The organism is Stenotrophomonas sp. 05L414_2 (assembly GCF_056397905.1).
In genome coordinates, this window is sequence record NZ_JBFTOJ010000057.1 from 1 (window position 1) to 23,130 (window position 23,130).

At 67.1% G+C, this 23,130-nt stretch carries 20 protein-coding genes; 9 read left to right on the forward strand and 11 right to left on the reverse strand.

All coding sequences use genetic code 11. The annotated features are described in order from the left end of the window. Positions 1 to 134: 134 nt before the first annotated feature. The 4 genes from AC1DJN_RS10125 to bfr all read left to right on the forward strand — a co-directional run bounded on the left by AC1DJN_RS10125 (position 135) and on the right by bfr (position 2,013). Positions 135 to 758: an RNA pyrophosphohydrolase gene (locus tag AC1DJN_RS10125; RefSeq protein ID WP_025874624.1), complete on the forward strand. Its 624-nt coding sequence runs from the start codon at positions 135 to 137 to the stop codon at positions 756 to 758. A gap of 8 nt (positions 759 to 766) precedes the next feature. Then, positions 767 to 1,057: a hypothetical protein gene (locus AC1DJN_RS10130; RefSeq protein ID WP_312965556.1), complete on the forward strand. Its 291-nt coding sequence runs from the start codon at positions 767 to 769 to the stop codon at positions 1,055 to 1,057. Positions 1,058 to 1,192: 135 nt separating this feature from the next. Further along, positions 1,193 to 1,402, forward strand: a complete 210-nt coding sequence (locus AC1DJN_RS10135; RefSeq protein ID WP_478039162.1) for a (2Fe-2S)-binding protein — start codon at positions 1,193 to 1,195, stop codon at positions 1,400 to 1,402. A gap of 140 nt (positions 1,403 to 1,542) precedes the next feature. Next, on the forward strand, positions 1,543 to 2,013 hold the full coding sequence (gene bfr, locus AC1DJN_RS10140; RefSeq protein WP_025874625.1) for a bacterioferritin: 471 nt from the start codon (positions 1,543 to 1,545) through the stop codon (positions 2,011 to 2,013). A 1-nt stretch (position 2,014) separates the two neighbouring features. Here bfr and AC1DJN_RS10145 read toward each other — a convergent pair whose 3' ends face one another. The 3 genes from AC1DJN_RS10145 to AC1DJN_RS10155 are packed head-to-tail and all read right to left on the reverse strand — an operon-like array spanning position 2,015 to position 6,777. After that, positions 2,015 to 4,219, reverse strand: coding sequence for an ATP-binding protein (locus AC1DJN_RS10145; protein ID WP_312963951.1), 2,205 nt, complete (start codon positions 4,217 to 4,219; stop codon positions 2,015 to 2,017). Continuing rightward, positions 4,220 to 6,115, reverse strand: coding sequence for an EAL domain-containing protein (locus AC1DJN_RS10150; RefSeq protein WP_312963949.1), 1,896 nt, complete (start codon positions 6,113 to 6,115; stop codon positions 4,220 to 4,222). A gap of 44 nt (positions 6,116 to 6,159) precedes the next feature. Continuing rightward, positions 6,160 to 6,777 (reverse strand): DUF4126 domain-containing protein, encoded by a 618-nt coding sequence (locus AC1DJN_RS10155; RefSeq protein ID WP_025874628.1) that lies wholly within the window; start codon positions 6,775 to 6,777, stop codon positions 6,160 to 6,162. A gap of 178 nt (positions 6,778 to 6,955) precedes the next feature. Between AC1DJN_RS10155 and AC1DJN_RS10160 the strand changes: the two genes are divergently transcribed. The 5 genes from AC1DJN_RS10160 to ampE all read left to right on the forward strand — a co-directional run bounded on the left by AC1DJN_RS10160 (position 6,956) and on the right by ampE (position 10,648). Next, a complete protein-coding gene (locus tag AC1DJN_RS10160; protein ID WP_025874629.1) occupies positions 6,956 to 7,699 on the forward strand; it encodes a DUF6776 family protein in 744 nt (247 codons plus the stop codon). A gap of 4 nt (positions 7,700 to 7,703) precedes the next feature. Further along, complete coding sequence (locus tag AC1DJN_RS10165; RefSeq protein ID WP_025874630.1) at positions 7,704 to 8,168, forward strand: bactofilin family protein; 465 nt, start codon at positions 7,704 to 7,706, stop codon at positions 8,166 to 8,168. Positions 8,169 to 8,199: 31 nt separating this feature from the next. Then, a complete protein-coding gene (gene erpA / locus AC1DJN_RS10170; RefSeq protein WP_025874631.1) occupies positions 8,200 to 8,592 on the forward strand; it encodes an iron-sulfur cluster insertion protein ErpA in 393 nt (130 codons plus the stop codon). Between the two features lie 141 nt (positions 8,593 to 8,733). Further along, on the forward strand, positions 8,734 to 9,666 hold the full coding sequence (gene nudC / locus AC1DJN_RS10175; protein ID WP_025874632.1) for an NAD(+) diphosphatase: 933 nt from the start codon (positions 8,734 to 8,736) through the stop codon (positions 9,664 to 9,666). 94 nt (positions 9,667 to 9,760) lie between these two features. Then, a complete protein-coding gene (ampE, locus tag AC1DJN_RS10180) occupies positions 9,761 to 10,648 on the forward strand; it encodes a regulatory signaling modulator protein AmpE (RefSeq protein WP_312966031.1) in 888 nt (295 codons plus the stop codon). A 551-nt stretch (positions 10,649 to 11,199) separates the two neighbouring features. On the opposite strand, the gene AC1DJN_RS10185 is transcribed toward ampE, so the two are convergent. From AC1DJN_RS10185 to AC1DJN_RS10220, 8 genes are all read right to left on the reverse strand, one after another. After that, the gene (locus AC1DJN_RS10185) at positions 11,200 to 11,625 is read right to left on the reverse strand and encodes a DUF2752 domain-containing protein (protein ID WP_025874634.1); all 426 of its coding nucleotides are present in this window, start codon (positions 11,623 to 11,625) and stop codon (positions 11,200 to 11,202) included. A gap of 43 nt (positions 11,626 to 11,668) precedes the next feature. Next, positions 11,669 to 11,953 (reverse strand): CD225/dispanin family protein, encoded by a 285-nt coding sequence (locus tag AC1DJN_RS10190; protein WP_025874635.1) that lies wholly within the window; start codon positions 11,951 to 11,953, stop codon positions 11,669 to 11,671. 33 nt (positions 11,954 to 11,986) lie between these two features. Then, positions 11,987 to 12,274, reverse strand: coding sequence for a CD225/dispanin family protein (locus AC1DJN_RS10195; RefSeq protein WP_025874636.1), 288 nt, complete (start codon positions 12,272 to 12,274; stop codon positions 11,987 to 11,989). Between the two features lie 181 nt (positions 12,275 to 12,455). Further along, positions 12,456 to 14,345, reverse strand: coding sequence for an MFS transporter (locus AC1DJN_RS10200; protein WP_059065362.1), 1,890 nt, complete (start codon positions 14,343 to 14,345; stop codon positions 12,456 to 12,458). A 93-nt stretch (positions 14,346 to 14,438) separates the two neighbouring features. Further along, positions 14,439 to 15,236 (reverse strand): SDR family NAD(P)-dependent oxidoreductase, encoded by a 798-nt coding sequence (locus AC1DJN_RS10205; protein WP_134833185.1) that lies wholly within the window; start codon positions 15,234 to 15,236, stop codon positions 14,439 to 14,441. Between the two features lie 149 nt (positions 15,237 to 15,385). Continuing rightward, positions 15,386 to 17,563 carry a YccS family putative transporter gene (gene yccS / locus AC1DJN_RS10210; RefSeq protein ID WP_478039163.1) on the reverse strand — a complete coding sequence of 726 codons (2,178 nt, stop codon included), beginning with the start codon at positions 17,561 to 17,563 and terminating at the stop codon, positions 15,386 to 15,388. Between the two features lie 120 nt (positions 17,564 to 17,683). Continuing rightward, complete coding sequence (locus AC1DJN_RS10215; RefSeq protein WP_442251365.1) at positions 17,684 to 19,741, reverse strand: TonB-dependent siderophore receptor; 2,058 nt, start codon at positions 19,739 to 19,741, stop codon at positions 17,684 to 17,686. A gap of 288 nt (positions 19,742 to 20,029) precedes the next feature. Then, positions 20,030 to 23,130 (reverse strand): efflux RND transporter permease subunit (locus AC1DJN_RS10220; protein WP_478039164.1); only part of this gene is annotated, 3,101 nt, incomplete at its 5' end.

The window sequence follows — 23,130 nt, forward strand, 5'->3', positions numbered from 1 at the left end:
GAGCTACATAGCCTTGGTGAGCCCGCTATTCTGCTGATGTGTACAAGGACTGTCAACACCTTTGTATCGTGCTTGTGGCCCGACAGACGGCATGGGATAGTCCCAACCAGTAGATTTTCTTAGGAGTCCGCATCGTGATCGATCCGGACGGCTATCGACCGAACGTCGGCATCGTGCTGATGCGGCAGGACGGGCAGGTGTTCTGGGCACGACGTGTGCGCCGGGATGGCTGGCAGTTCCCGCAGGGTGGCATGAACACCGACGAGACGCCTGTCGAGGCCATGTATCGTGAACTGCAGGAAGAGACCGGGCTGTTGCCGGAGCACGTTGAAGTGCTTGGGGCGACACCGGGCTGGCTGCGTTACAAGCTGCCGGCGCGTGCCATCCGCCGCAATGAACGCCAGGTCTGCATCGGCCAGAAGCAGGTCTGGTTCCTGCTGCGCCTGACCGGTGATGAAGCCCACGTCAGCCTGGACCATACCGACTCGCCCGAGTTCGATCATTGGCGCTGGGTCGACTTCTGGTATCCGGTGGAGCATGTGGTGGTGTTCAAGCGTGGCGTCTATGCGCGCGCCCTGCGACATCTGGCGCCGTTGGCCCAGGGGGTGGCGGGGCAGGGCATCAGTGCCATGCCCAAGAGCGCTGCCGAGGCCTGGATGCCAGGCCACGCGGCCGGCCACGACAGGCCCAGGAAGCGCACGCCCATGCGCGGCGGGTACTGGCCGCGGAAAGCAAAGGGTGAACCGGGAGCCGTTTGACGGGCAGGTTGCGCAAAGAGCGGGCCGAACGGTCGCAACGCACGTCTGCCGGGTATTTCCGGCAGCAACTGGCTGTCCGTCTGGCAAGCCTCTCCTGGCTGTTGTTGAGCGCGGTGGTCCTCGGCGACATCGCATGGATGCCGCTTGGGCTGGGCGTTTGCCTCGCCTTCGCGACCTGTGCGGGTGCGCTGTTCCTGGCGGACTACCTGCTGCGGGTGAGAGCGGCAGGTGGTGGTGTGCAGTGGCTGATCGTCTTCTTCAGTACACCGGTGCTGGCGCTTGGGCTGTTGTCCCTGTAGCCGCCTCGTACCGTGTGGATCCGACGGTACTCTGAACCGTATCGAGAATGGTTCAGGTCTCTGATTGACAACCATTCTCGTTTCCATTGGAATAGCGACCAGGCCGCTACTGGCCTGCTGCCCTGGTTCCCGCCCGTGTACGTCTGCATCYGCAACGGTGTTACTGACCACCAGATCCGCGAAGCCGCCAGCCATGGCGTCACGTCGGTGGCCGAGCTGACCATGCGCACCGGATGCGGCGCCACCTGCGGTTCCTGCCTGGACATGGCCGGCGAACTGCTGGCCAAGGCGCGTGCCACCCACGATCTGCCGTTGCCGGTGTTGGGCCTGGCGCAGGTCGCCTGAGTCGTTTCGCGGCGCGTTGACGCCACGCTCTCCTGGTCTTCATTGCTGGCCGCAGTGGCCAATGCGCACGATTCGCGTTCCTTCACGCGCGCGCGCAAGGCGCTACAGTGCCCGCGATTTCAGCGTGCAGGAGCATCCCCATGAAGGGCGACACCAAGGTCATCGAATTCCTCAACAAGGTCCTCTACAACGAGCTGACCGCGATCAACCAGTACTTCCTGCACGCCAAGATGCTCAAGAACTGGGGCATCAAGGAACTGGCCGAACACGAGTACAAGGAATCGATCGAGGAAATGAAGCATGCCGACATGCTTGCCGATCGCATCCTGTTCCTTGAAGGCCTGCCGAACTTCCAGGCGCTGGGCAAGCTGCGCATCGGTGAGAACCCGACCGAGATCCTGCAGTGCGATCTGTCGCTGGAACGCGATGGCGTAGTCACCCTGCGCGAGGCCGTGGCCTATGCCGATTCGGTCGGCGACTATGTCAGCCGCCAGCTGTTCGTGAAGATCCTCGACTCCGAGGAAGAGCACATCGACTGGCTGGAAACCCAGCTGGAGCTGATCGAGCGCATCGGTGAGCCGAAGTACCTGCTGAGCAAGCTCGAAGAGTGATTCAACGGGCCTGGCCGGCGAGGTAGCCGGTCAGCGCCACGCGCGCGCGGGCGAACTCCGCCACCAGCAGCGCCACTGCCACGGCAGGGCGCTGCAGGCTGCCACTGCGGGCTTCGAGTTCGATCCGCCGCGCCACCGCTGACAGCGACAGCGCGCCGACGTTGGCGCTGGAGGATTTCAGGCTGTGCGACAGCGCCTGCAGGCGTTCGATGTCGTTGCCCTGCGCCGCCTGCTGCAGCTGCTGCACCAGCTGCGGTGCATCTTCCAGGAACACCGTTACGATCTGCGCGGCGGCATCGCCGATCACCGCCTGCAGTTCATCCAGCACACTGCGATCAAGCACCGGCTGTGGAATCGGGATCGCGCGCGTTCGTTCATCGTCCAGGCTTTCGCCGTCGGGCACGCTCGGGGTTGCGGCAGGTTGCACGGGTTCCGGCAGCGGTGCATGTCCGCGATCCACGGAAACCCGGCCCCAGCGCTGCAGCAGCGCATGCAGCGCTTCACGCGTGATCGGCTTGGAAAGATAGTCGTCCATGCCCGCCTGCAGGCAGCGTTCGCGATCACCGGCCATGGCGTTGGCGGTCATCGCGATGATCGGCAACCGCGTGCGCCCGGCTTCGGCTTCCTCCCTGCGCCAGCGCTGTGTCGCGCTGTAGCCGTCGAGCACCGGCATCTGGCAATCCATCAGCACCACGTCGATTCCACCTGCGCGCAGCAGTGCGAGGGCCTGCTCGCCGTCGGCGGCATTGCGCACCCGGCACTGGAAGACCCGCAGCAGGTGCTCGGCCACCATCCGGTTGACCGTGTTGTCTTCGACCAGCAGCACATGCAGATCCAGCGGTGGCAGCGCGGCGGCCGGCCTGGCGTCTTCGGCGTTGGCCAGCAGGGCTGCGGGTCGCGCGGTAGCGGTTGGCTGCGCCAGCAGCGCGTGCAGGTCGGCATCGTTGAATGTGCTGTGCAGCTGCTGCTGGCGCGGCCGTGCTGCAACCGGATCATCCTGCAGCCACAGCACCTGCAGTGCGTCGTCGGCACCGCGCTCGGCCAAGGCGCGCTGCAGGGCCACCTCGCCATTGCGGCGGTGGCGCGCGTCGACCAGCAACCATGCCGGTGTGCTCTGGCCCGGGCGTGGTGCTGCGCGCAGGCGTTCCATTGCCTCATCAATGCTGGCCAGCGGCTGCACCTGCAGGCCGTGGTGCGCGGCGATGCGTTCGACGCGTGGCTGCAGCTGTGCATCGGCGGTGTACAGCAGCAGCGCTGCCGGCGAGCGGGCCAGCGCCGGCAGGTCGCCGGGAACCTTCAGCAGCGGTATTTCAAACCAGAAGGTTGCGCCCTGGCCTGGGGTGGAGTGCACGCCGATATCGCCATGCATCAGGTCGGTGATGCGCTTGCAGATGGCCAGGCCCAGGCCGGTGCCACCGTAGATGCGGGTGGTGGACGCGTCGGCCTGGCTGAAGGACTGGAACAGCCGCGCCTGCAGGGCCTCATCGATGCCGATGCCGGTGTCGACCACTTCGAAACGCAGCTGGTGCTGGGCGGGGCCTTCGCCCAGCCGCTGCACGCGCAACTGCACCTGGCCGCGTGCGGTGAACTTGATGGCATTGGCCAGCAGGTTGCCCAGGACCTGGCGCAGGCGCACCGGGTCGCCGCGTACCGGCAGGCGCACGGCCGGATCCAGTTGCAGGCTCAACGTCAGGCCCTTGGCCTCGGCGGCGCGCTGCAGCAGCTGCACCACGCCATCGAGCAGTTCGCGCAGGTTGAAGCTGGTGATCTCCAGCTCCAGCGCCTGGGCTTCCAGGCGCGAGTAATCGAGGATGTCATCGACGATGCGCAGCAGCTGCTGCGAGCTGGCCGAGGCGGTGGCCAGCATCTGCCGCTGGTCTTCGCCGAGCGGGCCGCGGGCAATCAGCTCCAGCATGGGCAGGATGCCGTTGAGCGGCGTGCGGATTTCATGGCTCATGGTGGCCAGGAATTCGCCCTTGGCCAGCACGGCTGCTTCTGCAGCCTGCTTGGCCTGCAGCAGCTGATGTTCCAGCTGGCCCTGGCGCTCGGTGGTGCGCCGCAGCTGGTCGCGTTCACTGGTCAGGGTGATGCGTTCGCGCTGCAGTGCCGCCAGCGCGCGATTGCGCGAACGCAATCGCAGGCCCAGTACCAGCAGGGCGACGATGGCCAGCGCCAGCACCGCCAACAGCGCGACCGTCGGTGACACTCAGAGCACCGCGTTGTGGAAGTCGAAGTTCAGGTCGCTGCCGGCCGACTGCACCATGTTGCCCTGGATGTAATCGACACCGCCGACCCACATCGCGGCCGCTGCCTGCGGGTCCTCGATCTGCTGGCCGATGATCTGCAGGCCGGCTGCATGCGCCTGCTCGATCGATCGGCGCAGTTCTTCGCGCGTATCGGGGTTGGAGTGGCTGCTGGAAAAGCGTGCGGCCATGCGCACGAACGACAGTGGCAGCTGGGTGAGCAGCGCCAGGGCTTCGCTGCCCGGTTCGAACTGGCTCAGGCAGAAGCGCACGCCGACGCTGGCCATGCGCTGGCAGAACTGCTGCAACGGCACGGTGTGGATCAGTGCATCGGGCAGGCGCACGTCGATCACCAGCGCGCTGCCGGGCAGGCGGCGTTGCTGCAGTGACTCCAGCAGCCAGTCGGCGAAGGCATCGCGCTGCAGGGTACGCAGCGACTGCGAGACGAACAGGTTCAGCGGCTGGGTGGCGTGGCGATACAGGTCGAGCAGGCCCATCGCATGCTCCAGCACCTGCTGGTCGAGGTCGGCGATGCGGCCGGCCGCCTCGGCTGCCGGAATCACCTGGCCGGCGGTCAGCACGCTGCCATCGGTCCGGCGCAGGCGCAGCAGCAACTGGTACTGCGCGCTGCTGCCGCCGGCGACGGCGACGATCGGCTGGTAAGCGAGCTCGAGCTGGCCTTCCAGCAACGCCAGGTGCTCCTGCTCGGTCGTGACCTGGCGATGCACGTGGCCGGCAACGCCGGCGCTGAGCAGGCGTGCCTGCAGGGTGGTACGTTCGACTGCTTCCAGGGCGCTGCTGGCATCGTCGAAACCCGGCGACAGCGGCGCGTAGCCGACCACGCCACGCAGGTGTACCGACTCGTCGTCGCGTATCACGAAGGCGCGCGCGGACAGCTGCTCACGCAGGGTGCCGGCGATCGCTTCCAGGCTGTCCTCATCGGCGTTGCGCGCCAGCAGCAGGAAGCTGTTGTCGTTCAGGCGCGCCAGCAGGTGCGGATGGCCAGCCTCGGCAAGGCGTTGCCCGGCCTGCACCATCAGCCGCTCGAAGGCCGCATAGCCATAGCGCTCGCGCAGGCCCAGCGCGCTGGAGATTTCCACGAAGAACACGCCACCGCGGTCGTGCTGGGCCAGCGTCGCGTTGAGTTGCTGCAGCACGTGGTGGCGCGTGGGCAGCCCGGTTTCCGGGTTGCTGGTGGCCGGTGCACCGTTGGCACCGGGCAGGGTCGCTGCCTGCGCGCGTGCGCGGCGGATACGGTTGGCCACCGCGGCAATCAGGTGGCGCGGCCGGATCGGCTTGCTCAGGTAATCGTCGGCACCGCAGTCGAGCACTTCGAACTGGCGCTCCGGATCCGGGTCGCCGCTGAGGAAGACGATTGGCAGCAGCTGCATGCCGGGCTGCTGGCGGATCATCGCGGTCAGCCGCATGCCATCCAGCCCGGGCAGGTGCAGATCCATCAGGATCAGGTCAGGGCGTTGCTCGCGGATGGCCTGCTGCACGCCATCGGCATCGCCGAGCACGATTGCCTGCATGCCGGCGCCATGCAGCACGCTCTGTGCGAACAGCGCCTGGGCACGATCGTCTTCGACGATCAGCACGCGGTAGGGCGAGTCGGCATCGACAGGCGGGATGTCACTGTTGCCCGCCTCGGGCAGTGCGGCGGTGGAGGGCAGGGGCGGCGGAGCCGCCAGTCGCGCGCCGTCGCCGGGCACCGACAGGGCGGGTGCCTCTGACACCGCCAGTACTGCTTCGGCAGGCGTTGCCGCAGCCGAGGGGGCGGCCCAACGTTGCCAATGATCGGCCGGAGGGGTTTCAGCGCGTCCCGGGCGGGGGCCCGCGACGGATTCGTTTGCGGCCATCGATGCTCCTGGTGTTCGCGGCCATTATGCGACAAGCCAGCCGATCAGCCGGTACGCGGTTGCCGTTGTCCGTCGTCGCTGCCGCCACGTGCCAACCAGCGCACGCTTTTCCACAGGGTGCGCCAGACCAGCCAGACCAGCAATGCGCCGGCCAGGCTGCAGGCCAGCACCACCACCAGCGCGATCCATGGATGCGCCAGCGCGAGCGCCAAGCCGCCGATCACCACGGTATCTTCGGCCGCAGAGGCGACCCAGTTGCTGGCCGGTTCCGGTGAGGTGTTGAGCAGGGCGCGGGTGCCGGCCTTCAGGCCATGGCTGGCCAGCGCAACGCCCGCGCCGGCGACCAGTGCACCGGTGCCCAGGTCGCCATCGGGCGACAGTGTCGCTGCCGCGAGGAAAGCGCCGGCGGGCACGCGCGCCAGGGTCTGCACCAGGTCCCAGGCTGAATCCACGCCGGGAATCTTGTCGGCGAAGAATTCGGCAATGGCCAGCGCCGCCGACGTGCCGAGCACCCACCACGACTCGGTGGCCTGCAGCGCCGGTGGCAGGTCGACCCAGCCGAGCAGGCCGGCGATGCCGACGCCGAATACGGTGAGGTAAACGCGGATGCCGGCCAGCCAGGCCAGCAGGATGCCGATCACGAACAGGTGGGCTTCGGTCATGGCGGGCTCCGGCGGCGGAACTGTGCGGGGTGCCACACTATCGACCATGGAGTGGCTGAATGCCACCGCCTGGTACCGGCCGGCACCGGGGAAACCTGCCGTTCCTGTCATACACTAGCCCGTCGTTTGCCCCAGGGGCCGTACTGGCGGCGCTTCGGCGCTGCCACGGAGACTACCCATGAACAACCGCCCTCCCATGCGCGTGCAGGTCCGCCTTCCCGGTGCCGCGCAACCACCCGCCGACCGCCGTCGCCTGCTGGTGATCGCCGGCATCTGGCTGCTCAGCCTGGTGCTTGCGGTGCTGGGTGGCTGCTGGCTGGGCACGCCGCGCGGTGAACAGGGCCAGCGCGTGCAGGCTGCCGAGAAGCGCGCCGATACGCTGCAGACGCAGCTGACCGAACTGCGCCAGAAGCAGGCCACGCTGGAAGCGTCGGACCGCATCAGCCGCGCCGCCAACAACGAAGTGCAGTCCTCGTTGGCCGAGCGCGATGAAGAGATCGCCGGCCTGCGCGCTGACGTCGCCTTCTACGAACGCCTGGTGGGCTCGACCAGCCAGCGCAAGGGCCTGAACACCCATTCGATTGAATTCAGCCCGGAATCGGCCGGCACCTGGCAGTACAGCGTGGTGCTGACGCAGAACCTCAACCGCGGAGCGATCAGCCAAGGGCAGATGCGTTTCACGGTGGAAGGCGTGAAGAACGGCAAGCTGGCCACCATCAGCTGGGACGAGCTGCACCAGCGCAGCAAGGTGCCGGGACAGGATTACTCGTTCCGGTACTTCCAGCAGCTCACCGGCAGCGTGATGCTGCCGGCTGACTTCACCCCGCAACGGGTGAAGGTGACATTGGGGAGTGGTGCGGGGGGCACCACGCAGGTATTCGACTGGAAACAGGCCGGCGCACCGGCCAGCAAAGGGGAGTAGGCAGATGTTCGGAAGCAGCAAATCCAGCCGTGATGGCCAACTGGTGGTGGATGCCCTGATCGGCAACCAGGTGGTGATCCGTGGCGATGTGGAATTCAGTGGTGGCCTGTACGTGGAAGGTCGCATCCACGGCAAGGTGATTGCCCAGGAGGGCGCCAGCGCGGCGACCCTGACCCTCGCCGAGCATGGCGTGATCGAAGGCGAGATCCGCGCCCAAGTGGTGGTCATCAGTGGCCGCCTGGACGGCGATGTCCATGCCACCGAGAAGGTCGAACTGACCCCGAGTGCGCGGGTCAACGGCAATGTTCACTACCAAGTGGTGGAAATGAATGCGGGTGCCCAGCTGAACGGCCGGCTGATCCATGCCAGCGCCCCGATGCAGGCCCTGCCGGCGCCGGAAGGCGAAGCGTCCGCTGACGGCAAGGGCGACACCGCCGCCCGCCGCAAGCTGGCCGAGGCGATGGCTTGAAAGCCAGCGCCGGCGCCCCCATGCTGAGCCCATGAACACGCTCGTCTCCCTCCCCGGCGCCACGCCGGCCGCCGCGCCCGACTACCAGTCGCTGGATCGGCCGCTGAACTTCACCGAGGCCGCTGCGGCCAAGGTCAAGGAACTGATCCAGGACGAGGGCAACCCCGACCTGTCATTGCGTGTGTACATCGAGGGTGGCGGCTGTTCGGGCTTCCAGTACGGGTTCGAGTTCGACGAGAACCGTGCCGGCGATGACCTGGCGGTGCAGACCAGCGGGGTCACCCTGCTGGTCGATCCGCTCAGCCTGCAGTACCTGATGGGTGCCGAAGTGGATTACACCGAGAGCCTGACCGGTGCGCAGTTCGTGATCCGCAATCCGAACGCCAAGACCACCTGCGGCTGCGGCAGCAGTTTCAGCATGTAATTGCAGGGCGTGGGGCATGCACCCCGCGCGCTGCCTTCGCTGGATCCACGCCATGCGTGGATGACCGTTACTGCAACCACAGGCGGGTTTCTGCACAGTCTGCGGCTTGCCACCTGCCGTGATTGGCGGCAGGCTAGCTGGATGCTCAATTCTCCTTCGCCGCTTTCCGGTTTTGCCTTCGTGGGTGAACCGTTGGAGCGCGCCGATGCCATGCGCGAAGATGCCGATGCTCTGGCGCGCCTGTGGCCCGATGCGCGCATTCTTGTCCTGGACCAGGACGGCACCGCCTTCACCGGTGATGACGACCAGCCGCTGGCGTTGACCGGCGCCGATGTCGGTGGCGGGCCGGGTGTCGCGATTTTCCTCGGCCTGCGTGGCGAGCAGGCGTGGTTCTCGGTGGAAGCGGCCAGCGTGACGGTCACCGCGCCACGCCGGCTCGATCTGCGCCAGGCCGCGCTGCTATGGACCGTGGCCGATGCGACCGCCTTCAGCTACGCCCGTGGCATGTCCTACTGGCAATCGCGTACCCGCTTCTGCGGTGTCTGCGGCAGCGCCGTGACGTTCGCCCGGGGGGGCTTCGTCGGCCGCTGCCCGCAGTGCGCGACCGAACACTATCCGCGCGTCGACCCGGCCGTGATCGTCGCGGTTGAAAACCAGGGCCGGCTGTTGCTGGGCCGCCAGTCCAACTGGGCGCCGCGCCGCTATTCGGTGCTGGCCGGCTTTGTCGAGCCGGGCGAGACCTTCGAGCAGACCGTAGCGCGCGAAGTGCACGAAGAGAGCAAGGTGCGGGTGACCGCCTGCCAGTACCTGGGCTCGCAGCCCTGGCCGTTCCCCGGCGCATTGATGGTCGGATTCCGTGCGCAGGCACACGACGACGTGCCGACCGTGGATGGCGAACTGGAAGACGCGCGCTGGTTCAGCGCCGAGGAAGTTGGCGCGGCCCTCGCGCGTGACGTCGAGGACGATGGAGAAGGCATCCGTCTGTCACCGCCGATTTCCATTTCGCGGGGCCTGATCGAGCATTGGTACCGCCAGCAACCGGCATCCGGCGGTGCCAGCATTGCCGCCACCTGAACACGCTGCCGGTTACAGTACGGTTCACCGCTGACGGCGACGCTGCGACAGGTAAGGTAGCGACGCCGAACGCTCGCTCGTAGGGAGACCTGCCATGTTCACCACCCTGGTCGCCGTGTTGGTGGCACTGGCCCTTGGCCATGTCGCCCCGGCCGCTGCCGCGTCGCTGCGCCGTTTCGACGGCTTCCGGCGTTGGCTGGGCTGGCTGGACGCGCGCGGTGGTCGGGCCTGGCAGGGGGCCGCCGGCGTGGCGCTGGCGATCGTACCCCCACTGCTGCTGATGGCGCTGGTCGCCTGGCTGCTGCGCGGGGTGCTGTTCGGCCTTCCGGCGCTGCTGCTGGGCGTGGCCGTGCTGGCCTGGTGCTGGGGCCCGCGCGATCTGGACCGCGACATCGAGGCGATCATCGATGCCGACGATGCGCCGACCCGGCAGGCGGCGGTACGCAACCTGCAGCCGGCCGGTGGCAGCCTGCGTGAGGATGTTCCTTCACTGGTCGAGGCGACCGTGCTCAACGCCCTGCGGCGCTGGTTCGCGGTGCTGTTCTGGTTCCTGCTGCTGGGCCCGGTGGGGGCTCTCGGTTATCGCCTGCTGGCACTGATGGCGGAAAGCCCGATGCGTGCGCGCGTGCCGGTGGAGCCGCTGGCGCTGGCACAGCGGCTGCTGGGCTGGATCGAGTGGCCGGTGGCGCAGTTGATGGCGTTCTCGATGGCCCTGGTCGGCAACTTCGACACGGCCTGGAAGGCATGGCGCCAGGCGCATGGTGAGCGCTTGGCCGGTGGCATTGGTTTCCTGGGTGCGGTGGCGCGTGCCAGCGTCAATGCCGAGCTGCGCGAGGACGCTCACGATTACACCGAAGCGGGCCTGCTGCCGGTGTGGCAGCGGTTGCCGGACCTGCGGGATGCGATGAGCCTGGTGTGGCGGATGCTGCTGCTGTGGCTGGCGGTGCTGGCCCTGCTGGTGATCGCGGGCTGGGTGACCTAGTTGTGCTTTTCTGCAGGGCTTGCCGCCCTGCACCCGCTGGAAGCAACTGCAACTGCAACAGCGGCTCTGGATTTCTGTGGGTTTGGTGGGGGGTGTGGGGCTGCAGGACACGCCGTTAACCCATCCATGGGGGCTCGATGGCGCCATCCATGGCGCCAACGGTTCTGCAGCCCCACGCCGCCCCACCCCCGACAGTTTCCGATGACGGCCAGTAGATCCACGCCATGCGTGGATGCCGAGCGGAGCGACCCGCTTCGGCTTTTGATCTTCTCTTTCTTTTCCGTGGTGGACGCGCACGGAAATTGTCCGTGGCCGGGCGGGATGGGTTTGCGGGGGGTGTCCGCGGCATGGATGCCGCGGACAAGCCTCCAGGGGTGAGGGCGCTTTGATTGCGAAGCACTGCTTCGCAAGCGCCCGAACGCCCAGCCGCCAGCGGCTGGGCCGGTCTGGGGATTCACGGCGTCCCCCGCAAACCCATCCCGCCCGGCCACCCCAGGGCTTCTGCCTTCAAACGCCGCCCACCACGAGGGGCTGCGCCGTTGGCTGGAAACCTACACCGGGGCCAGCGCGGTGAACGGAGCCCACGGCAGGTTGCGCAGCACGGCATAGCCGGGCAGCAGCCACAGCCAGAACGTGGGGCTGGCCAGTACCCGCATCAGTGGATCAAGCACGCGCGGGCGTACGCCGGCGGTGTTGAGCAGCATCAGGAACAGGAAGGGCAGGCTGATGACCAGCAACGGGTTCATCGCCATCGCGCCGGGCAGGTCGAAGTGGACCAGTGAGTACAGGCAGCGCGTGCTGCCGCAGCCGGGGCAGTAGAAGCCGGTCAGTGCGTACAGCGGACAGCCCGGCAGCGGATTGCCGGAGACATACGGATTGACGTGGCGCAGGACCACGGCGGCACCCGCAGCCAGGCCGGACGCGGCCAGCAGCGGAGCCCAGCGGGTGAGTCGGGAACGAGCAGGAAGTGCGGACATGCGGGGGCGGGATCCGGCGCATGGCCGGACCCCGTCGCGGGCATCAGTAGCTGCCGTTGCCGCCGCTCAGGGCGCCCAGGCCGCCAACGGCCATGATGATGATGAAGTACAGGACGCCAACCACAACGGCAGCGATGGCCGACCAGATGGCCCACTTCTTGGCCTTGTCGGCCGAATCACGGGCACCGGCGACGTCGCCGGCAGCCAGCTTGCCGTTGACCTGCGCGGCGTAGACGATCGACACGATGCCGGCCGGCAGGCAGCAGAACAGGGTGGACAGGATGGCCCAGACCAGATTGTTGGGGACCTGCGCAGTGGTGGTGTTCATGGTTCAAGCTCCTCGATGGGTGGTGGTGGTGAATCAAAGGTCGGATAGAGCGCCCAGCGCGGCCAAGCCGCCGAACAGCCCGAACCACAACAGCAACAGGACCGGCAGGGCCGCGGCCGAAGCCACCGCCCACCAGCCCGCCTTGCGCGACGCGCTATAGGCCCCCGGCAGGTCACCGGCCGCATTGCGACCATCGACCTGGGCGGCATACACGATCGACACCACGCCCAACGGCAGGCAGCAGAACAGCGTCGTCAGGATCGCCCAGACCAGATGGTTGGGGATGTAGACCGGACGGCTGAGCGGTGGCGGTTGATTCAAAGCAAGACTCCATTCCTTGGTGGTCGGCCGTGTGAACGGGCCGAACCTCCCCCCTGTGGGTGCGTAATCTACCGCAACCAACGACGCATGTATGCGTTTTCAGCCCCGTCAGGCCTCGTATCGCCCTTGGACGGTGGCGTAGGCAGCGTACCGTCATCGCCCCCGGATGGGGGCGATTGCGTCAGGCGAGGTCGCCGCGCAGGGTGCGGACCTGCGCTTCCAGGGCGGCGGCATCGGTTGAATGGCCATCCACCGCCGGGGCGGCGACCACCTCCACTGTCGCCCGGAACCGGCGCGGCACGCGCATGCGGCCCAGACGGGTATCGCGGCGGCTCCACATGCTCGACCACATGCCGCGCAGGGCCATCGGCACCACCGGTACCGGACGGCGTTCGAGGATCTTCTCCACGCCGGATTTGAACGCTGCCATCGTGCCGTCGCGGGTCAGTGCGCCTTCCGGGAAGATGCATACCAGCTCGCCCTCGGCGAGTGCGGCGTCGACTTCATCGAACGCGCGCTGCATCAGGGCCGGGTCTTCGCGCGCACCGGCGATCGGAATCGCCTTGGCGGTGCGGAAGATCCAGCGCATGACCGGGATGTTGAAGATCTTGTAGTACATGACGAAGCGCACCGGGCGCGGGATCGTCGCCGACAGGATCAGCGCGTCCATGTAGCTGACGTGGTTGCAGACCAGCAGCGCGGCGCCCTCATCGGGCACGTTCGCTTCGATGCCGTGCGGGCGCAGCCGGTACAGCGTGCGCACCATCACCCAGCTGAGGAAGCGCATCAGGAATTCGGGGACGATGGTGAAGATGTAGATCGCCACCACGGCATTGGCGATGGCCAGTGCCAGGAACAGCTGCGGGATGGTCCAGCCGAGCAGGCGCTGGGTGAGCAGGCCGAGTACGGCCGCAGCGACGATGAAGCCGGAGTTCTGGATGTTCAGCGCGGCGAATACGCGCGACATCTCCGATTTCGGCGTGCGGCTCTGGATCAAAGCAAACAGCGGCACCACGAAGAAGCCGGTGAACAGGCCGATGCCGAGCAGGTCGATGATGATGCGGATGCTGCCGGCCTGGTGCACGAACTGGGTGACCGACAGGCCTTGCGCGGTGGCCTCACCGGCGCGTGCGAAGTACAGGTCCAGCAGGAAGGCGGTCATGCCGAACGCACCCAGCGGCACCAGGCCGATCTCCACCGTGCGCGCCGACAGCTTTTCGCACAGCAGCGAACCGACACCGGTGCCGACCGAGAACAGCGCCAGGGCGAAGATGTACAGGGTGGGCTCGCCACCGAGGTTGGTGACCGCATAGGACGGCAGCTGCGCGGTCAGGATGGTGCCGACGAACCAGAACCAGGACACGCCGAGGATGGCGTTGCGTACCGCCTTCTGTTTCCTGGCCATGCGCAGCACGGCCAGCGATTCGGGGATCGGGTTCCAGTTGATCTTCAGGTCCGGGGCGCCGGCATCCACCTTGGGGATCATGCGCGCGGCCAGGTTGCCGCAGATCGCCAGCGCGATGACAGAGGTGGCGGCCACGATCGGGCCATGGGTGCCTGCCAGGGTGAACACCAGGCCGCCGACGATCATGCCGGTCAGGATCGACATCGACGTGCCCATCTCGACCAGGCCATTGCCACCGGTCAGTTCTTCCGGACGCAGTACCGAGGGCAGCACCGAGTACTTCACCGGGCCGAACAGGGTGGACTGCAGGCCCGTGCAGAACAGGGCCACCAGCAGCACCGGCAGGCTCTCGGTGAGAAAGCCCACCGCAGCCAGCGTCATGATCACGATCTCCATGGTGGTGGTGATCACGATCAGCCGCGACTTCTCCAGCTTTTCCGCGATCTGCCCGGCCAGGGCGGAGAACAGGAAGTAGGGCAGGATGAACAGCGCCGGCGCCAGGTTGGTGTAGAGCGTGCGCTCGCTCTCGGCCACGCCCAGGTAGAACAGCAGGCCGATGATCGCCTGCCGGTACACGTTGTCGTTGAAGGCACCCAACCCCTGCACGATGAAGAACGGCAGGAAACGGCGCTGGCGCAGCAGGGCGAACTGGTTGTGACCGGACATGGAACCTCCTTGGACCGGCGCAGCCTAGCATCCCTGCCTGTCAGGCAGGGATGCGGTAGGTGCGGACCGTTGGTCCACACACCCCACCAACGCTCACACGATATCGTCGACCACGCCGCCATCGACCCGCAGCGCTGCGCCGGAGGTGGCCGACGCCTGCGGTGAGGCGAGGTAGACCACCATGTTGGCCACTTCCTCGACCGTGGCCGCGCGCTGGATCACCGATGCAGGGCGATGGGCCATCACGAACTCACGGCCGATCTGTTCCAGCGGCTTGCCGGTGCGTGCACGCTCTTCTTCGAACATCGTTGCGAAGCCATCGGACAACGTCGGGCCGGGCAGCACCGCATTGACGGTGACGCCGCTGCCGGCCACGCGCTTGGCCAGGCCGCGCGACAACGACAGCTGCGCGGTCTTGCTGACGCCGTAATGGATCATGTCGGCAGGAATGTTGCGTGCTGATTCGGAGGAGATGAACAGCACGCGGCCCCAACCGGCGTCGACCATCGCCGGCAGCAGGGCGCGCGACAGGCGCACGCCGGACATGACATTGGTCTGCCAGTACTGCTCCCAGGTGGCATCGTCGGTCTCGAAGAAGTCCTGCGGGCCGAAGATGCCGGCATTGTTGACCAGGATGTCGACGTTGCCCGGCAGGCCGGCCAGCAGCGCGTCGACCCCGCGGGCGTCGGACAGATCGGCGGCCACGCCCAGCACGTTGGCGTCGGGAATTGCAGCCAGCAGTCGCTGACGTGCGCGTTCCACGCTGTCGGTACTGCGGCCGTTGAGGATGACCTGTGCACCCGCGGCGGCAAGCCCCTGCGCGATGGCCAGACCGATGCCGGCGGTGGAGGCGGTGACCAGTGCGGTGCGGTCGTTGAGTTCGATCTTCATGGGGGAGATCCTGCGTGGGCGACACCGCAGTATCGGCGTCGGGGCGTGATCGCAATGCCCCCGTGCACGCAACACGATGTTGCACGGCCGACAGGGTCACGCCCGAATACCRCTCCAGTAGATCCACGCCATGCGTGGATGCCGTCCGCTCAGGCCAGGCCGCGCACCGCGCCATTGGCCGCTGCCCTCACCTTCGGCAACATCCGCAGCACCAGCGCCATCTGCGTGCGGATCAACTGCAGTTTCGGCGGCATCGTCTCATCGAGCTGCTCCAGTTCCGCGGCCACCGCACGATCGGCGTCGTTGTCCTCCTCCGACACCGGCTGCTGCGCCGTCAATGCCGATGCCAGCTGCTGCAGCGCTTTACGCACCCGCTCGCCAGCGGCCAGCGCGAGTGGATCGCCCGCGTAGCTGTCGACCTGGTCGCGGTGCGCACCCAGCGCCGACAGATGCCCGAGCAGGGTGTTGGACAACGCCAGGAAGTGGAAACCCGAATCGAGGTTGCGGCGCACGTGGCCCGGTTCGCGCAGCATGTTCGACAATGCGGTGGACAGTGCGGCATCGGCGTTGTGCATGTCGCGGCGGGCGATGCGGTAGGCCAGGTCGTCGCGCATGCCGCTGCGGTACTGGCCCAGCACCGATTCCAGATAACGGGCGGCGGTATCCAGCACCCGCGCCAGCACGCGGTGCAGCTGTCGACCCTGCCAGTCCGGCAGGATCAGGAACGCGGCCGCTGCGGCGATCGCGCACCCCAGGATCGTATCGACCATGCGCGGCACGATCAGCACGAAGCCGTCGCCGATCAGGTTGAAGCAGGTCAGCGCCATCACCGTGATGGCGGCCGAGGCGACCAGATAGCGGTCGGTACGGGTGAAGAAGAACAGCAGTGCCGACAGCAATGCGATCAGCAGCTGGATCTCCAGCGTTGGGAACAGCTGCAGCAGCGCCCAGGTCAGCACCAGGCCGGCAAGCGTACCGACGATTCGTTGGGCCAGGCGCTGGCGGGTGGCACCGAAGCTGGGCCGGCACACGAACACGATGGTCAGCAGGACCCACGAGCCGTTCTGTGCATTGAACAGATGGATGGCAACGAAACCGGCGATCAGTGCCAGCGCCATGCGCAGGCCATGGCGGAACAATACCGAGCCGGGGGTGAGCTGCTGGCGCACGCGCACGCCCATTTCGCGCAGCGTGTGCGGGTTGCTGTCGCGCAGGCGGGTGTCGACGTTGTCCAGGCTGGCTTCGGATCGTTCGGCATCGAGCAGGCGGCGCTCGATGCTSCGCAGGTTGTGSMCSAGCAGSTCCAGCGAGSMSAGCAGGCGCTGCCACTGCGGGCGTTGCTGGTCGCGCAGGTAGGCCAGGGCATCGGCCAGATCGCGCCCGGCCTGCTGGTTGCTCTCGCCGTAGACGAACGGACGACGCAGCCGGATCGCTTCGCCCAGCCGTGCACAGGCCTGGCCCTGCAGGTCGAGCAGGCGCTGGCAGCGGTACAGCACGTCGCTGTGGAAGAACGCGTCGACCAGCGCGCCGTACGGGTAATGCGAGGAGCTGGCGCGCTCATGGAAATCCTGTGCCATGTARTACAGGCGCAGGTACAGGCCGGAGTTGACGCCGGGCCGTCCGGAGCGGCCAAAGCGCGCCAGGATCGCGGTCTTGGCCTCGTTCAGCGCGCCGACCACGCGACGGTTCTGTTCGGCCAGGTCGAGCTGGCGGCGCTGCAGGTCCGCCTCGCGTACGGGTTCGAACAGCGCGGCCTTGAGCTGCAGGTAACGGCCCAGTTCCACGTACAGGCGGGCCACGCGCTCGCGCACCGGCCGGTTGGCGAACAACGTGGTCCACAGGATCGACAGCAGCCCGTACCAGACCGCACCCGCAAGCAGGTGGCTGACCGCATCCAGCGCACTGTGCAGGTCATGGGCGCCATGCTGTTCCAGGCCGATCATGGTGTAGATGGCCAGCGTGACGGTCGCCTGGGCGATGGACGCGTAGCGCTCGCCCAGTGCACCGAGCAGTGTCAGGCCGAACGTGGACAGCGCCAGGGCCGCGATGAATATCCACGGCCAGGGGAACAGCCAGATCACCGAGGCCGCTGCCAGGCAGAAGCACAACAGCGACAGCAGCACGGCCTTGGTCCGGCCCCACCAGTTGTCATCGGTCTCGGCAATCGCACTGGCGATGATGCCGAGGAACACGCCGGGCAGCGCGGTCAGCGCATCCAGGTGCCAGCACACGGCCATGGCCGCGGTCAGGGCAATGAACACCCGCAGGCCATAGCTGGCCTTCTCGTGGGCCCACAGGCGGCTGAGGCGGGATTCGCGTGCGGACATGCAGGCTCGGCGAAAGGATCGGCCACCATTATTACGGGCCACGCGTGAAATCCGGTAGCGCCGCGCCATGCGCGGCGTGGCATGCAGCCGCCGGGCATGGCCGGGCGCTACCGAGGCCCGTTACATGTCGAACCGCACGCTGAGCGCGAAGGTGCGCGGCAGGCCGACGCCGGCATTGGACCAGTACCTGCGGTTGGCCAGGTTCTCCACGCTGGCACGCAGGGTCACCGGATGGCCGGAGGCCAGCAGGCGGTAACCGACGCCGGCGTTGACGAGGGTGTAGTCGGGCAGCTTCAGGGTGTTGTCGGCGTCGTACCAGACATCGCCGTAGTAGCGCACGGCGGCATAGGTCTCCAGCCCTTCCACCCACGGCAGCTGGTAAGTGGCGTGCAGCACGCCGCTCCAGCGCGCAGCACCGACGGTACGGTTGCCTTCCTGCGCCGCGCTGCCCGGTGACAGCTTGTCGTAGGTCGGGTCCAGCCAGGTCACGCCACCGCCCACGGTCAGCGCATCGGTCAGGTGCAGGTCGGCGCTGGCTTCGACGCCTTCGTACAGGGTGATGCCATCCTGCACCAGGCGCTTGCCTGCATCGGTCAGCTGATCGATGTTGGCGCCACGTTCCAGGCGGAACGCAGCGACATTCGCGTTCCAGCGATTCGCTTCCACCTTGGCGCCGATCTCGTACTGCTTGCTGATGGTGGGGTCGAGCACATCGCCGGCATTGATGTAGCTGTTGCCTACGCGGCTGCCTGCTTCCAGCGACTCGATGTAGCTGGCATACAGGGTGACGGCCTCGCTGGGCTTGAACATGACCGCATAGGTCGGGGTGACCGGATAGGTGTGGTAGGCGCCCTTGGTCTCGAAGTCGTTGTAGCGCCAACCGGCCAGCACCGACCAGCCATGGCCGAGATTGACGGTATCGCTGACGAACACCGCCTGCTGTACGGTCTCGTCACCGCGGGTCATCACCCGGGAACCCACCGCGTCGTGACGGATGCCATGGCGCTGGTAGAGGTTGGCGCGGCCGATCAGGCTGAACTCGTAGGGACGGTCCCAGCCCAGCCCGGTCTGGTGGCTGACACCGGCCACCAGCTGGTGCTGCAGTGGGCCGGTGCCGAAGCGGCCCTGCACCAGTGCCTGCGCCAGCTTCCACTCGCTCTTGCCGCCGAGCTCATAGACGTTGACGGCGTAGTCGCCGTTGGTATCGTCGATGTAGGCGAAGATCTTGTTGACGTCGTTCCACGAGGTGGTGACGCCATAGCTCAGGCTGGCCTTCCAGTCGCTGTTGATCTGCCAGTTCAGCGCGGTGGACAGCAGGCTGGAGCGGGTGTCGTAGTAGGTGCCGGGCACGCTGTTGTCGACATCGCCGGCGATCGGCCGCGGCAGTGAGGTCAGGCCACGGAAGTAGTACTGCGGTGATTCCTCGCGCAGGTCGCGCGACTGGAACACGCCGTCGAAGGTCCAGGTGAGCGCATCGCTCAGGCGCGCGTCCAGCGACAGTGCACCGACCTTGCGATCGACATGGCCACCGTTGAAGGTTTCGCCCTTTTCCTGGTATGCGTTGAAGCGGTAGCCGAACATCTGCTCGTTGCCGAAGCGGCCGCCGACGTCGATGCCGCCGCTGACGATGCCCTGCTCGCGCCAGCCGAGCTGGGCGGAGAAGGTCGGTACGTCGGTCGGCTTCTTGGTGATGTAGTTGACGATGCCGCCCGGCGCGCCGAAGCCGTACAGGAAACCTCCCGGACCCTTCAGCAGGTCGACCTGTTCCATCACTTCCAGCGGCCATTCGGTGCCCCAGGACGAGACCTGCAGACCGTTGACCCGGTAGCTGTCGAAATTCAGGTCGATGCCACGGTTGCGGATCGGCGAGCTCCAGCCACTGGCATAGGCGCTGACCTGGGTGGTGACCGAGGGGTCGAGCAGGAAGGCTTCGCCCAGCGACACGACCTGGCGCTGTTCGATCTGCTCACGGCCGACGGCGGTGATCGCGAACGGGGTATCACGCAGGGCGCGATCGCCGAGGGCGCCAGCCTCGGTATGGGTACGCTCGGCGATGACCTTGACCGCGTCCAGATCGGTGGCGCTGCGGGATCCGGCCGGGGCTTCGGCGTGTGCAGTGCAGGCGGCGGACAGCGCGACGGCCAGTACGGCCAGGCGGGGGGAGCGAATCGGCAACATCGATGGAGATCCTCGGCGGGCGGCCACGGGCCATCCGCCCATGCAGGGGGGAAAGGTCGGTGGCTGGGATCACGCAGGCGTGCCGGGGACGGCAGCGGGGCGCCACAAGGGGGCGCAGGACCATGGCTGGATGAGAATTGTTCTCTTTTCGTTACAGCGCGTCAAATGCCATCGGCGTGCGGACCAACGGTCCGCACCCACCAGAGGCCGGTAGCGCCGCGCCATGCCCGGCGAGCGCGCAGCGCGGATTGCTGAAAGGCCGCCGGGCATGGCCCGGCGCTGCCGAAGTCAGGCCCGCTGTGCGCGCCTGAGGAGCTTCGCTTCACGCCTGCGCGCGCGCCGCGCCTTCCAGCGCTCGGCCAGGCACGAGAAGATCACGTACAGCGCCGGCGTGCTGAGCAGGGTCAGGCTCTGCGAGAACAGCAGGCCGCCGATCATCGCGATGCCCAGCGGGCGACGCAGCTCTGAACCTTCGCCCAGGCCGATCGCCAGCGGCACCGCAGCCAGGATTGCCACCATCGTGGTCATCATGATCGGGCGGAAACGCACGATGCTGGCTTCACGGGCAGCATCGCGCGGAGTCAGCCCATGTTCGCGCTGCGCCACCAGGGCGAAGTCGATCATCATGATCGCGTTCTTCTTGACGATGCCGATCAGCAGCACCAGCGCGATCATCGAGATCACCGACAGTTCGGTGTTGGTGCCGAACAGCGCCAGCAACGCACCGACGCCGGCGGCCGGCAGGGTGGACAGGATCGTCACCGGGTGGATCAGGCTTTCGTACAGGATGCCCAGCACCAGGTAGACGGTGAGGATGGCTGCCAGCACCAGGATCAGCATGTCGCTGGGGTCGGAATTGAAGCCGAAGCCGGCGTCGTCGGCCAGGCGGATGTCGCCGGGCATGCGCATGCCGGCCACGGTGCTGTCGATGATGGCCTTGGCCTCGCCCATGCTGACGCCGGGGGCGAGGTTGTAGCTCAGGTCCATCGTCGTGTACTGGTTTTCATGGGTGATCTGCGAGGGCGCCAGGCCCGGCGCCTGGCGGGCCACCGCCGTGATCGGCACCATCTCGCCGTTGCGTGCACGCACATGCACTTCGTCCAGCGCCGAAGGCGTGGCGGTCTGCGACGGCAGCGCATTGACCACCACGCTGTACTGGTTGATGTCCGAGTAGATGGTGGAGATCTGGCGCTGGCCGAAGGCGCCGTACAGCGCACCGTCGATGGCGCCGACCGAGATGCCCAGGCGCGCGGCCTTGGCCCGGTCGATCTCGATGTTCTGGCGCAGGCCGGCGTTGTCGACGTCGGTGCCGACATCACGCAGCTTCGGGTTCTTCTTCAATGCCGCCTGCAGCTTGGGCAGCCATTCCTGCAGTGCGGCCAGGTCGTTGCCCTGCAGCGAGACGCGGTACTGCGCGCCCTGGCTGTTTCCACCGCCATCGTTGCTGGGCAGGTCCTGGATCGCGCGCAGGCGCAGCTGCAGGTCCGGGTAGCGGTCGGCCTTCGCACTCAGCCGTGCCAGTGCGTGTGCGGTGGTTTCGCGGCGGCCTTCCTTGCGCGACTTCAGTTCCACGTTGAACTGCGCGCTGGAACCCTGGCGTCCGCTGCCCAGGCGTACGCCCACGGTCTTCACTGCCGGGTCGGCCATCAGCATGTCGGTGATGCGGCGCTGGCGGCTGACCATGTCCTCGAAGGACACCGTCGCGCTGGAATTGGCGCGGCCCCAGATCAGGYCGGTGTCCTGTGGCGGGAACGCGCCCTTCTTCACCGCACCGAACAGGAAGATGGTGACGCCGATCAGGATCAACGGCGTCAACGACAGCAGCAGCGCATGGCGCAGCGAAAAATCAAGGAACACGGTGTAGACGCGCAGCATCCGCTCGTGACCGGCATCGAGCCAGCGGCCGAAGCGCGACGGTGCCGCCGTGTGGTCGTGCGCGCTGAGGAAGCGGCTGCACAGCGCCGGGGTCAGTGTCAGCGAAACGATCATCGACACCACGATCGCCGCCACCAGGGTCACGGTGAATTCGCGGAAGAACGCGCCCATCATGCCGCTGGCGAACAGCAGCGGGATGAACACCGCCACCAGCGAAGCGGTGATCGAGACGATGGTGAAGCCGATTTCGCGCGCACCGGCGAAGGCCGCCTGCATCCGCGGCATGCCCTCGTCGAGGTGGCGCATGATGTTCTCGATCACCACGATCGCATCGTCGACCACGAAGCCGATCGCGATCACCAGCGCCAGCAGGCTCAGGTTGTTCAGGGTGAAGCCCATCACGTACATCACAAGCGCGGCACCGGCCAGCGACAGCGGCACGGTGACCGCCGCGATCAGCGTCGGCGCCAACCGGCGCAGGAACAGCGCCATGGTCAGCACCACCATCGCCAGGCTGATCAGCAGGGTGATCTGCACTTCATGCAGCGACGACCGGATGGTCGGGGTGCGGTCGAAGTAGGGCGTCATCGTGGTGCCCGGCTGCAGGTAGTCGCGCAACGCGGGAATCTGCGCTTTCACCCGGTCCACGGTCTCGACGATGTTGGCGCCGGCGCGGGTGAACACATACATCACCACGGCCGGTTTGTGGTCGAACCACGCGGCCTGGTAGGCGTCCTGCTGGCCGTCGTAGACGTTGGCGATGTCCTTCAGGCGGATCACCCGGCCATCGCCCTGGGTCTTGACCACCAGATCGGCGAAGTCGGCGGCGCGTGCGACCGAATCGTTGGCGATGATCGCCGTGGTGGTGTTGCCATCGCTGAGGAAGCCGGTGGGCGAGGTCACGTTGGCCGCGCGCACGGCATTGCGCAGGTCGTCGGCGGTCAGTCCCAGCGCGTTCATCAGGCGCAGGTTGACGTCCACACGCACCGCCGGCGTCGAGGCACCGGCGATATCCACCGAGGCGACACCGCCGATCTGGCGGATGCGCTGGGCCAGCAGCGAATCGGCGACGTTGTACAGCTCATCGGCGGACTGCGTCTGCGAGGTCAGCGCGATGGCGATCACCGGATCGTCGTTCGGGTTCGCCTTCTGGTACATCGGCGAGCCCATGCCCGAGGGCAGGTCGGCCTGCGCCGAATTGATCGCGGTCTGTACGTCCAGCGCGGCCGAATCGATGTCGCGGTCGCTCTGGAAGATCATGAACACCAGCGAGCTGCCTTCCGAACTCGACGAGCGCATGCGGTCGATGCCCGGCAGCTGGCCGAGGTGGCGCTCCAGCGGCGCGGTCACCGTGGAGGCCATGGTCGCCGCATCCGCACCGGACTGGCTGGCGTGCACGAAGATCACCGGGATCTCGATGTTCGGCAACGCCGACACGCCGAGCCGCAGGTAACAGATCACGCCGACCATGAACAAGCCAATGGCCAGCAGGGCGGTGCCGATCGGGCGGCGGA